This window comes from Chamaesiphon sp., assembly GCF_041738855.1.
Lineage (GTDB): Bacteria > Cyanobacteriota > Cyanobacteriia > Cyanobacteriales > Chamaesiphonaceae > Chamaesiphon.
This window is the reverse complement of sequence record NZ_JBGSPA010000141.1, coordinates 40,350-52,596: the sequence shown is the minus strand read 5'-3', so window position 1 is coordinate 52,596 and position 12,247 is coordinate 40,350. Positions and strand designations below refer to the sequence as shown.

Annotated in this window: 12 protein-coding genes; 9 read left to right on the top strand and 3 right to left on the bottom strand. The window is 46.0% G+C overall.

The window, feature by feature from the left end:
* Window positions 1-313: 313 nt before the first annotated feature.
* The gene (gene psb29 / locus ACEW9I_RS14630; RefSeq protein ID WP_373541064.1) at window positions 314-1,024 is read right to left on the bottom strand and encodes a photosystem II biogenesis protein Psp29; all 711 of its coding nucleotides are present in this window, start codon (window positions 1,022-1,024) and stop codon (window positions 314-316) included.
* 251 nt (window positions 1,025-1,275) lie between these two features.
* Between psb29 and ACEW9I_RS14625 the strand changes: the two genes are divergently transcribed.
* The 3 genes from ACEW9I_RS14625 (at window position 1,276) to tatC (ending at window position 3,635) form a co-directional block, all read left to right on the top strand.
* Window positions 1,276-1,989 (top strand): tetratricopeptide repeat protein, encoded by a 714-nt coding sequence (locus ACEW9I_RS14625; RefSeq protein ID WP_373541063.1) that lies wholly within the window; start codon window positions 1,276-1,278, stop codon window positions 1,987-1,989.
* Between the two features lie 264 nt (window positions 1,990-2,253).
* Complete coding sequence (locus tag ACEW9I_RS14620; RefSeq protein WP_373541062.1) at window positions 2,254-2,694, top strand: Hsp20/alpha crystallin family protein; 441 nt, start codon at window positions 2,254-2,256, stop codon at window positions 2,692-2,694.
* Window positions 2,695-2,834: 140 nt separating this feature from the next.
* Complete coding sequence (tatC, locus tag ACEW9I_RS14615; protein ID WP_373541061.1) at window positions 2,835-3,635, top strand: twin-arginine translocase subunit TatC; 801 nt, start codon at window positions 2,835-2,837, stop codon at window positions 3,633-3,635.
* Window positions 3,636-3,688: 53 nt separating this feature from the next.
* Here the strand turns inward: tatC and ACEW9I_RS14610 are convergent, their stop codons facing one another.
* A complete protein-coding gene (locus ACEW9I_RS14610; RefSeq protein ID WP_373541060.1) occupies window positions 3,689-4,882 on the bottom strand; it encodes a glycosyltransferase family 4 protein in 1,194 nt (397 codons plus the stop codon).
* Window positions 4,883-5,238: 356 nt separating this feature from the next.
* Window positions 5,239-6,405 (bottom strand): pyridoxal phosphate-dependent aminotransferase, encoded by a 1,167-nt coding sequence (locus ACEW9I_RS14605; RefSeq protein WP_373541059.1) that lies wholly within the window; start codon window positions 6,403-6,405, stop codon window positions 5,239-5,241.
* Window positions 6,406-6,627: 222 nt separating this feature from the next.
* Between ACEW9I_RS14605 and ACEW9I_RS14600 the strand changes: the two genes are divergently transcribed.
* From ACEW9I_RS14600 to ACEW9I_RS14575, 6 genes are all read left to right on the top strand, one after another.
* On the top strand, window positions 6,628-6,996 hold the full coding sequence (locus tag ACEW9I_RS14600; RefSeq protein ID WP_373541058.1) for a VOC family protein: 369 nt from the start codon (window positions 6,628-6,630) through the stop codon (window positions 6,994-6,996).
* A 34-nt stretch (window positions 6,997-7,030) separates the two neighbouring features.
* A complete protein-coding gene (locus ACEW9I_RS14595; RefSeq protein WP_373541057.1) occupies window positions 7,031-8,131 on the top strand; it encodes a DNA polymerase beta superfamily protein in 1,101 nt (366 codons plus the stop codon).
* Window positions 8,132-8,152: 21 nt separating this feature from the next.
* Window positions 8,153-8,632, top strand: coding sequence for an N-acetyltransferase family protein (locus tag ACEW9I_RS14590; RefSeq protein ID WP_373541056.1), 480 nt, complete (start codon window positions 8,153-8,155; stop codon window positions 8,630-8,632).
* 45 nt (window positions 8,633-8,677) lie between these two features.
* Window positions 8,678-8,887: a glycogen debranching protein gene (locus tag ACEW9I_RS14585; RefSeq protein WP_373541067.1), complete on the top strand. Its 210-nt coding sequence runs from the start codon at window positions 8,678-8,680 to the stop codon at window positions 8,885-8,887.
* Between the two features lie 92 nt (window positions 8,888-8,979).
* Entirely contained in the window at window positions 8,980-9,603 is a 624-nt protein-coding gene (locus ACEW9I_RS14580; RefSeq protein ID WP_373541055.1) for a PIN domain-containing protein, read from the top strand.
* Window positions 9,604-9,793: 190 nt separating this feature from the next.
* Window positions 9,794-12,115: a Tex family protein gene (locus ACEW9I_RS14575; protein WP_373541054.1), complete on the top strand. Its 2,322-nt coding sequence runs from the start codon at window positions 9,794-9,796 to the stop codon at window positions 12,113-12,115.
* Window positions 12,116-12,247: the final 132 nt, after the last annotated feature.

Genomic DNA, 12,247 nt, shown 5'->3' with positions numbered 1-12,247 from the left:
TAAAGGGTAGACCTCCTGCGAAAGTAGAAACAAAATCTTTGCTAGTGTTGTCTTGTTGCGCCTTCATGCGGAGGAAACCTCCAAGGGAGCGCACCGCTGTTTTCGTCCATATCTTCCCCTAAAGCCTAAAGCCTAAAACCTGACTTTCGCAGGAAGTCTGGTGAATGGTGAATGGTGAATGGCGATTCGCGATACGTAGGGTTCCCCGAGGGTTTAGCGCGATTCTCCTGAGGGAGAGGCTACGCCAACGAGACAGTGGATAGTGAATCAAGTTTAGACAGTCCCCCAGTCCCCCAGTCTCCCAATCTCTTGCCTACTCCGCTGGGGTAGAACTAGCAGCGGTGGCTGCTACTTTCTCCTGTGCGCGTTTTTCGCGTTTTTTGCGCTCGGCGTCGGCTAGATCTGCCATGACTGCTTCCATTTGGACGAGTTTATCGAGGTTGCTCCGATAGGTATCTAGATCTTTTTGAACTTTATCAGTTGGTAGGTGCATTGCTTCAGCAATCTGCAAAATGGCATCTTGACGTTTTTTTTCATCCTTGAGTAGCTCTGGAGCTGCTTGTTCGAGGAGCGTAAATAAGCCGATGCCGAATAATCGACTGTATTTAAATTTGGGATTAGTGGCGATCGATCCGATTGTACTCGCTAATTTTGCTCCCGCCCCATCGGTATTCGGATGAGCGATCCAACTTACGATGTCTTGCCCTTGTTGACTGGTGGCAAATTCTTGGACTTCAGCAGCATCAGTACGATACTTTTGGGGGTCACCACCCATCGATTGACATAGCGCAACAAAGATCGATTGTTTATCTCCTTCTGGACGATAACTTGCCATAAACCTGTCGAAACTATTTACTACACCCAATGCGTAGATTGGATCGTAGTCAAAGTCAACATTGGTAGAAAGCAAGTGCATTTCTACCACTAATTCTTCTACCACCCGCCGATAGATCGAATTGATCGGACGGGTATGTTGAGAGTAGAAATTGCGTTTGGTATCGGAGACAGTACTCTGGTTATTCACCGGGCTATACAGGAGATTTGGTTAACGATCCTTAATTATCGTCGATCGCCTACCCAATAAGCAAAGGGTGCGATCCCCGCGTCACTGTGGCTATCCTGTGAAACCGTTACCTACTGACGGTCATCAGCAATTCATACTGACCTAAAATTAATATCAGCGGGATCTTTGGGTCTTTGTGCGGATACCTGTCGGCAATGGATAAGGCATCTTGGTAGAGCAGACCACGATCGCTTTTAGGAGGCAAGGCTGAGATGACGACAAAACTCGCTGTGGCAGGATGGTTATGGATCGGCACAATAACGTTCGCCTCGCTAGTTGGCTGCTACACGCCCTCAGAGGCGATCGCCATCGGTGGGATCGCTCCACCTGCGGCTCTCCAGCCGCTCGATGCTATGCGCCAGTATCGGCAGGGGTTGGCTGCTGTGGCTGATGGTAATTTGAATCAAGCGATGATTAATTTCGATCGGGCGATCGCACTCAATCCCCAATATTTGCTAGCTTATCTCGAACGCGGCAGTCTCAAGGATGCTGTCGAGGATTTTGCGGGAGCGATTGCTGATTTTACGACCGCGATCTCGATCGATCCTCAGTCTGTACCTGCTTATTACAATCGGGGGGTGGTGGCGGGTAAAAGCGGTCAGCATCAAGCAGCGATCGCTGACTACAATATCGCGATCGCTCTCGATGGTCAATATGCTCCCGCCTATCTGAATCGGGGCAATGAGCGAGACGATCTCGGCGATACTAATGGCGCGATCGCCGATTACGATCGGGCAATTCAATCTAGAGCCAATTATGCACTGGCGTATCTCAATCGGGGCATCGCTTACGGACGTGCTGGGAATCGCGATCGAGCAGTTGCCGATCTCGATCGAGCGGCTGCATTATTCAAAGCTACAGGTAATCTCGATCGAGCCAACCGCGCACTCAAAATGATTGCTAATCTGCAAGAGTCTGGAGTCTAATCGCTAGCTTCAGGTATCACAGTGAGGTTCGGGAAAATACACCTAGATGATGACGAGAACCGAACTTGGCGATCGGTTGAGGTTTGGTAAATTAGAAACAAGTTGAAATCAGCAATTGGCTGACAGTAAACCACTCGTTAGCAATCGATCGCAATCGCTACCTTCAACTATGGTAGCAAGGTTTATCATCTGGCATCATCGATCGATCGTGTCATTTGAATCTCGCTCGGTCGTCAACTATACTTGAATTTGAGGCTTACTATCATGGCATTAGTTCGTTTACAACCATTCCGAAAAATCGATACTTTACAACGCGAAATGGATCGCTTATTTGAGAGCTTAACCGATCGCGATGAGCCTTTATATCCAACTGCTTTTGCCCCCGCAGCCGAGCTACATATCGATCGCGAAAATGTCTATCTCCAATTAGAGGTGCCTGGTTTAACACCTGAAGAGATCGAAGTACAAGTTACTGCTGACTCAGTAATCGTCGATGGCGAACGCAAAGAAGAAAAACACGTTGAGGAACAAGGTATCAAGCGATCGGAATTCCGGTATGGGAAGTTTCATCGCACGATCGCGCTACCTGAAAAAGTCCAACGGGATCGCGTTCAAGCCAAATATGCACATGGGATCTTGAAACTAACACTACCGAAAGCCGAAGATGAGCAAAATAAGACTGTCAAAGTCTTAGTGGAAGCATAATTTTTTTAGACATTCTCAAGTCTGAATTTTAAGATCCCTGACAGCTCAAAGCTGTTGGGGATCTGTTCGGTGATATGAGTCGATCGCACTCCCCGACCCGATCCTCTATAATTTAGAAAGAAAGTTCAGATACCAATGTGATGACTTCAGAAGTAAAAACCGATCTTCAGCCCGATCGTGAACTGAGTACTGCACTCTGGGCACCAGATCCAGATCTGGCTGGTGATGATAACGAACTCCCCGCCGAGCTGGAGATGTCTTTTTTCGATCATCTCGAAGAACTGCGTCAGCGGATTTTTTATGGAATCATCGCAGTCGCAGTTGGTGCTATGGGCTGTTTTGTGTATGCCAAACAAATCGTCCAAATTTTGGAAATACCTGCGACGGGCATTAAATTTCTCCAACTCGCTCCAGGTGAATACTTTTTTGTCTCGGTGAAGGTGGCTGGTTATTGTGGCTTATTGGTCGCTAGTCCGGTGATTCTCTACCAAATTATCCAATTTGTGATCCCTGGCTTGACGCGGCGCGAGCGTCAGTTGGTATTGCCTGTGGTGCTCGGTTCATCGGTGCTATTTGTCGCGGGGATCGCTTTTGCTTATTATTTACTGATTCCGGCGGCACTCAATTTTCTGATCGGTTATGGTGCCGATGTCGTCGAACAGGCTTGGTCGATCGATCGCTATTTTGAATTTATCTTGGTGCTGCTGTTTGCTACTGGGCTACTGTTTGAATTACCTGTGGTGCAGATTTTGCTATCTTTACTAGGTATTCTCTCTTCTGAGTTGATGTTGTCTGGTTGGAAAAGTGTGGTAGTTGGTGCGATGGTAGTCGGTGCGATTGTAACTCCATCTACAGATCCCCTCACTCAAAGTTTACTTGCAGGTGCGGTTCTAGCTCTCTACTTCGGCGGAATTGGAGTTGTAAAAATGTTGGGCAAGTGACGACAGATCCCTGACTTCTCCAAGAAGTCGGGGATCTAGCAGCAACCTAAAACCTAAAGCCTAACCGACTGCTTGGTCTTAATCAGTGCCTTGTTGTAAACAGTTTCCGTCTGCACCGCCAGCTTCGCCCAATTAAAGCGTTTGCCTAGCTCGTCGTAAGCATTGTCAGTCAACCACTTAGCATAGCCAGGATTCCGCAGCACTTCCAAAATCCCCCAAGCGAGGGAGTTACAATCCCACCGCCACGTCACGATCCCAGTTTTGGTATGTCGCACTACTTCTGCTAGTCCCCCAGCATCTGAGACTACCACTGGTACTCGCGCTGCAAAGCTTTCTAGTGCGACAATTCCAAAGGGTTCGTACAAGCTGGGAAACACCGCACAATCAGCTACAGTTTGGAATCGATCTAGATCTTCATCAGACATAAAGCCTGTAAAAAAGCATTTTTCCCAAATCCCCAGATCCCACGCCTGTTGTTTCAAACCATCGGTATTTCCACCACCGATAAAGACCAGCTTGGCATTACCGCCTAGTTCCCACAGGACTTTGGGCGCGGCATTGAGTAGCACAAATATCCCCTTCTCGTAGGTCATCCGCCCTACATAGTAAATGATTTGTTCGCGATCGGCAGCAAATCGCCGTCTAAAAGCCCAGAAGTCAAAATCTTTAGGGCGTTGTTTTTTCTCTGGACGAATCCCATTGTAGATGATGCTAATTCTTTCGCCAGGACAGTGGAGGATTTGCCCGACTTCTTGGCGCATATACTGACTACAGACGATCGTTTGGGTGGCAGCTTCGACTAGGCGGATTTCTTGAGAGTGAACGTGTTCGCTACTGGGATTGTGAATCCCGTTGTGTCGCCCGAATTCTGTAGCATGGATCGTTGCAACGATCGGAATACCAAATTTTTTATTCAAGCCAATTGCTGTATCCGCCACCATCCAGTCATGGGCGTGGATCAGGTCAAAGTCATTGGTTCGCCCAATCAACTTCGCACTGTATTTGCTCATACTGTCATTCATATTCTCGATCCAGTTGAAGATATCTTGGCTGAATCCAGCGACAGGGACGCGATGGACGTAGATGCCTTCGATAATTTCTTTGGCTGGTGCCTGACTGAACTCGACCGTAATCAGGTGGATCTCATGACCCAATCTAACCAGCTCTGGGTACAACTCCGCACCGTGACGAGCAATACCGCCGACGAGGCGTGGCGGGAATTCCCAAATGAGAACTAAAATTTTCATCGCTACTGGTTGCGCTATCGTCCTCTTTCTAATTGGTAATCGACCATTTGGCATCGGATGTAGATGCAATAGGCAATGGTAACTTGCAGTATATGTAAGCCGATCGGTGGTGGTAGATTAGTTGAAAACGAGCCTGGTGATATTTATCACATTATATCTAGCGATCGATCGATCTGACATTAATTAAGCGATCCGTAGTAATCACTCGATCTGACATTTCCGATGGTGAACCTATCCTAAACCCTTAGTCCTAATTCATTTCCCTGTGACGCTAGATTCTTAATAAAGAGTTTAGAGTCAGCAGATCGACTCTAGTGATGCTGATTTTTACGCTGACCTCACCACCAGAGCTGAGTTTAAATGTGCGCCCTCACAAATGCTACTAACCTGTCGAGTCCTTTCTCGATCGTGACCAGATCGGTCGCATAAGAGATCCGAATATGGTCGTCTGCACCAAACGGTTGACCGGGAATGGTTGCGACTAGCTGCTGTTCGAGCAACTGCTGACAGAAATCTAAAGAGTTAATATTGGTACTACTAATATTAACAAAGACATAAAAAGCTCCATCAGGTTTGGCACAACTCAATCCAGGCACATCACACAGCCGATCCAATACTACCTGTCGTCGCTGGGCGAATGCTTGGCGCATAGTTTCCACACACTCCTGGGAGCCTTCTAGAGCCGCGATCGCACCGTATTGAGCAAAAGTGCAGACGTTCGACGTACTATGCCCTTGCAGGGCACTAGCGGCTTGAATCACTGCCAGTGGCGCAGCTAGATAACCAACCCGCCACCCAGTCATCGAGTATGCTTTGGCAAATCCATTACTGACAATCGTCCGTTCAAAAATATCTGCACCCAGCGCGCCAATACTAACTTGTTCGACCCCATCGTAAATGATTTTCTCGTAAATCTCATCAGAGACGACCATGATATCTCGATCGACAATTACCTTTGCCAATGCTGCTAGCTCAGCACGGGTATACACCACCCCAGAAGGGTTGGACGGCGAATTCAGAATAAATAACTTAGTTTTGGGGGTAATCGCTGCGTTCAGAGCTTCTGGCGTAATTTTATAGTCAGTACTGCTGTCGGTATTGACTATAACGGGGATACCATCGACCAATTTTACCATTTCGGGATAGCTCAACCAGAACGGCGCGGGAATTATTACCTCATCACCTGGATCGATCAGCGTTACCATCAGATTGTAGAGGGAATGCTTACCGCCATTGGTCACGAGAATATTGGCTGCACGATAGTCCAAACCATTATCGCGTTGGAGCTTATTGGCGATCGCTTCGCGCAATTGCGGTTCGCCAGCCGCCGCACCGTACTTGGTTTTGCCACGATCTAGTGCTTGTTTGGCTGCCGCTGTAATGTGCTGCGGAGTAGCAAAATCAGGCTCTCCCGCGCTGAAGCTACAGATGTCTTTGCCATCCTGCTGCATTGCCTTAGCCAAAGCAGAAATGGCGAGGGTGACAGATGGTTTAATTCCGGTGATACGCTGTGCCAATTCCATAACTTGTCAATGCTCCCCAGCCATCTCGCTCAATGTCTTGACACTGTATGTGCGCGAGTTGTCTTTGTGTATATAATATAGTTCCCCAAGCGTAGCAATTATAAACCCATTTGCGAAGCGATCGACATCTAAAATTAGAGAATCAAGATTAGGGCTAGCTAGTGGAGATTATCATCTCAGCAGCAATTTGATGACCTTGAGAGAGTTTTTGGTATTTTGGCTATGATTACGGCATCTCTAGTGACGATCGCGAGTGTTAATTTCGATGTGGTAGTAGACTTCTACACCCAATTTTTGGGCACTCCGCCCAAATCATATCTTCCCAATGTCTATGCCGAGTTTCCGATCCCTGGGATACAGTTAGGGATTTTTTGCCCTAAGTCCACCAATCGCGATGAATTTGGGCATCCTCGTCAGAGTGGGATGAGCCTATGTCTGGAGGTAGCTAATTTGGAAGACGCGATCGATAAACTAGCTCAACTCGGCTATCCCCCATCAGGTAAAATCACCACAGCCTCCCACGGTCGCGAAATCTACGCTTACGACCCTGATGGTAATCGGTTAATTCTACATCAGGCAAGCAATAACTAATTCTCGCTATTAAAGCCCTCAAGCCTAATTCAACATGCAACGTCTAGAAGTCGAACAACGCACGATCCTGATTGGCTTGGCTGGTAGTCATGGCTATGGCTTGAGCCGCCCCGAATCCGATCTGGATTATCGCGGGGTGTTTATTGCTGGCAAGAAGTATTATTTGGGTTTGGATAAAGTCGAGCAAAAGGATAGTGGCTGGGCTACCGAGCCAGGGATCTTTGATTTTCTCACTGGCGAAAAGGATACAGTGATTTACGAACTAAAAAAGTTCGTGCAGCTATTGGCTGGAGCCAACCCCAATATTTTAGAGTTACTCTGGCTCAAGCAATATCCCATCAAAACCGCAGTTGGTGAATGTCTGATCGAACATCGCAAAATGTTCCTCAGCAAGCGCGTCAAGCATACTTATTCTGGTTACGCGTTCGCCCAAATCAAAAAAATTGAATCTCATCGAAAATGGTTGCTCAATCCACCACAGGAAAAGCCAATACCTGAAAAGTTTGGTTTTACAGCAGAACAGCCATTAAATAAAGAAGAACTACATGCTTTTTTGGAATATTTATATAGTCTAGTACGGGGTAAGATCGAATATCTAGCCGAAGCCCAAGAACTCTATAAATTATTAACTGGAGATATCGACTACAAGGGTTTGTTAAAACAGCACAACCTTCCTGATGACACTTTAGAGTACACCCAAAATCTCACCAATAGTCGCGGTGACTTTATCAAACTGCTCCAAAAGAGCCAACAGTATCAAAACTCCTTGCGGGAGTGGAATGCTTACCAATCATGGCAAACAAACCGCAATCCCACCCGCGCGGGGATGGAAAAACAATCGGGTTTCGATCTCAAACATGCGATGCACTGCATCCGACTACTACGCAGCGGCTTAGAGATTTTAAAATTCGGTGAAGTATTCGTCGATCGACAGAAGGTAGGCGATGCTGACGAACTCAAAGCAATTTTACATGGTGACTTCACTTACGAACAAGTCACCGCCATTGCCGACAATCTGGTCGCCGAACTAGATCGCGCTTATGATGATTCTAGTCTACCCCGTCATCCCAACTTGTCTGATATTAACGATCTCTCGATCGAGTTAATCGAAAAGCAAGGATGGGGGAATAATTGATAATTGATAATTCATAATTAAATGCTGATAATTCGAGCTGCGGAGGAAAGGGATGTTAATGAGATTTTTGAGTTGATTTTGGGTTTAGCAGCTTATGAACAGCTTAGCGATCGAGTGACTGGAAATAGTGAGTTGTTGCGATCGCATTTATTTGGCGATCGACCTATGGTTGAAGCAATTGTAGCCGAAGTAGGCGATCTGACGATCGGGTTTGCCTTATTTTTTCCGACCTATTCTACCTTCCTCACCCAACCAGGTATCCACCTCGAAGATGTCTTCGTACAGCCCGAATATCGCCGTCAAGGTGTGGGCAAAGCGTTGATGACTGCGATTGCCAAAATCGCACACGATCGCGGTTGTGGGCGGCTAGAGTGGTCTGTATTGGAATGGAATCAAAACGCGATCGAGTTTTATCAAAGTCTCGGTGCGACAGTATTACCAGACTGGAAAACTTGCCGGATGACAGCCGCAACCCTAGCGGAGATTGCGACTAAAGCCTAAATTGACTAAAATTTGATGAGTACGATACAGCAGGAATCAAAATCAATGCTCACAATCTGGGTAAACGAACAATTAGATCCGGGTGGTTTGATGTATGCCTGCATTGCTTGTCGGAATGAAGAATTAGCCAAAGACTGTCATGAATCTTTCGAGCAAAATCTCACCACCGAGCAAAAGCAACTTGGCTGGATTGCCAGACTGCGGACAGTCACATCGTGGGATGAAGTACCAGTTAACTCCCTAAATTTGGGTTAAATAGAATTAAGCGATTTCTAATCGCGCCTCTGCACAGGCAGACGTTCCGCGAACGACATCCCAAGTCCGCAAAGGCGGACTGAGAACTTAGTATGAATCCAGCCCTAGTTGAGAAACATGAGCCAGCAACAACCTTATTCATTGACTATGAAAATGTCACTCAGGTTAGACTAGCAGATCTCCAACGTCCCAATCTCAAAATCTTTATTTTTGTCGGCTGCGCTCAAGTCAAAATTCCGTTTGAGCTAGTCAGAGAAGCTCACCTACTAGGCGAAGCTGTGGAGTGGATTGGTGTCGAAGGCAGCGGTGCAAATGCTTTAGACTTTCATATTGTATTTTATCTTGGTCAAATTAGCCTCCAATCACCCAATTCCAATTACGTAATTCTCTCACGCGATCGCGGTTTCGATCCGTTAATTCAGCATCTGGCTAAACGTGGTATTTCCTGTCGCCGGATTGATAGTTTAGAGGTGTTATCTGGCAATAGTACAGATTTGACTTACTCCCAAGATTTTCTTTCTGATATCGCGATCGCCAAATTATCCGCAGCTATCCCCAAAAGTAGACCAAAAAAGCGCGCAACTCTGTACACATACTTAAAATCAGTTTTAACTAAATACCATCCAAGCGATCCAGAAATCAAACAATTGCTCGACAATTGGTTTGTGAATGGGAAAGTCACTGAAACCAAGGATAAAATTAGTTATAAATTCTAATTTGGTAGCAGAAATAATATTTATCTTCCCGACGCTCGTTGGTTTGAGGTAATATATAATAGCAGTGCCGCACCTTGGCGATATAAGTTCGCTATTAAAGCCTATTAAGTAAATCAGTAGTCCTCAGATATCCTCTCAGTTAGATTTAAGCTCATAATTTTTCAATAATTAAGTTAACTAGTAATTGTCTATGTTAAACATCCGCGCTCAAATCGCTTCCGAACTAGACTTAGATCCCAACATCGTCCAAAATGTTCTCGATTTATTTACTGAAGGCGCAACCATTCCATTCATTGCCAGATATCGGAAAGAGCGGACGGATGAGATGAATGAAATCGTCTTGCGGGAGTTGGAAGAACGATTCACTTATCTGACAGAACTATCAGCGCGGAAAGAGAGTATTCTAAGTTCGATCGAGTCTCAAGACAAGCTAACTCCAGAATTACGCACTAAAATTGAGAGCTGTCTACTAAAAACAGAATTAGAAGATCTATATCTACCATACAAGCCCAAGCGACGTACCAGAGCGACAATTGCTAGAGAAAAAGGCTTAGAACCGCTGGCGGAGTTGATTCGCTCTTTGAATAATGCCAGTGCCAAGCCTGTAGAATTAGAGCCAGAAGCAGCTAAATACATTGATGAAACCAAAGGTGTTAAAACAGCCGTCGAAGCTCTAGCTGGAGCCTCAGATATTATTGCGGAATCAACTGCTGACAAAGCCAATTTACGAGCTTATATTCGCGAATATATTCAATCGAAAGGGCAGTTTACATCGAAGATTAAAGATGATGTGGCGGAAGGCTCGACTAAATTTGAGATGTATCGGAAATATATGGCACCTGTCAGTAAAGTTGCACCACACAATTTACTCGCTTTATTTCGCGGCGAAACAGAGAAAGTTTTGAATCTAGAACTAGAGTTTAGTGAAGATGACATCTATGAATATTTAGCAACTCAAGAGATCGAGACTAAAATACCCACAATTCAAGAATTTTATCGATCGATGCTCAAGGACGCCTTCAATCGGTTGATGAAGACATCACTAGTAAATGAAGTCAGAGCTGAGTGTAAATTGCAAGCAGATATCGGCTCGATTTCTAACTTTGAAACCAATCTGCGCGAACTATTATTATCGGCACCAGCCGGGATGAAACCAACGCTCGCGATCGATCCAGGATTTCGGAGTGGTTGCAAAGTTGCAGTATTATCAGAAACAGGTAAATATCTGGCTTATGAAGCCGTCTTTCCCCATCAATCAGCAAATCAACGCCAACAAGCGGCGAATACAGTTAGGCAGTTTATCAAAAAATATAATATCCAATTAGTCGCGATCGGTAATGGTACTGCCGGACGTGAAACCGACCAATTTGTCATCGAAACGCTCGCCGATATCGAGCCGAAACCGATTAAAGTGATGGTCAATGAATCGGGCGCATCGATTTATTCAGCTAGCGATGTGGCGATCTCTGAATTTCCCGATCTGGATATTACCGTGCGTGGCGCGATTAGTATCGGACGACGCTTACAAGATCCCCTAGCAGAATTAGTGAAAATCGATCCCAAATCGATCGGTGTCGGACAGTATCAGCATGATGTAGACCAAAAACTACTGCGGAAAAAACTTGATGATACTGTCGAAAGTTGCGTGAACTTTGTCGGTGTCGATCTCAATACCGCATCCAAAGAATTACTTACATTTGTCTCTGGTTTATCGCCCGCAGTTGCTAACAATATCATCGCCTATCGGAACGAGCATGGAGCTTTTAAAAACCGCAAGCAACTACTCAAAGTTGCCAAACTCGGCCCGAAAGCCTACGAACAAGCGGCTGGCTTCCTTCGCATCCGCGACGGTGAAAATCCGCTAGATAATACCGCCGTCCATCCTGAAAGCTATCCGATCCTGGCGGCGATCGCCAAAGATGTCAATATTCCCCTGAATGAGCCGACTAAATTAGGTTCACAGCTCAAGCAAGTAGACCTGAAGAAGTATATTACAGAGACAATCGGCGAACCCACCCTCCGTGATATCATCAACGAACTCGAAAAACCTGGACGCGATCCCCGCGCCGAGTTCAAATATGCCACCTTCAAGCCAGGAATTCAAGAGATCGCCGATTTAGAAGTCGGCATGGAATTAGAGGGCACAGTGACCAATGTAGCCAACTTTGGAGCGTTTGTAGACATTGGGGTGCATCAAGATGGACTAGTGCATATCTCCCAATTATCAGATAATTTTGTCAGCGATCCCAATCAAGTTGTCAAAGTCGGTCAAGTCGTCAAAGTCAAGGTACTAGAAGTCAACGCTCAACTCAAACGAGTGAGTTTGACCATGAAGACTGGTGTCGAGCCAAATCGCGATCGTCCAGCACAGAAACCAACCGATCGCACTAGCAAGCCCCAATCATCTGCAGTGAAGCCATCAAAATTAGTACCCAAAGCCCAGCCATCCCCAGGAGCCGATCTGCCAGCAACACTAGCAGATTTGCAACGTAAGTTTGGTAAAAAAAATTGAACCCAGCTCAAGAGTGAGCGATCGTCACTGCACTCATGCCAAATTGCACCAACCATCGAGCTGCAACAAATCCGATCGATCGCCAGCAACTTCATCGCAGAAAGTATCACCAACAACAGTTTAAGTAAGTGA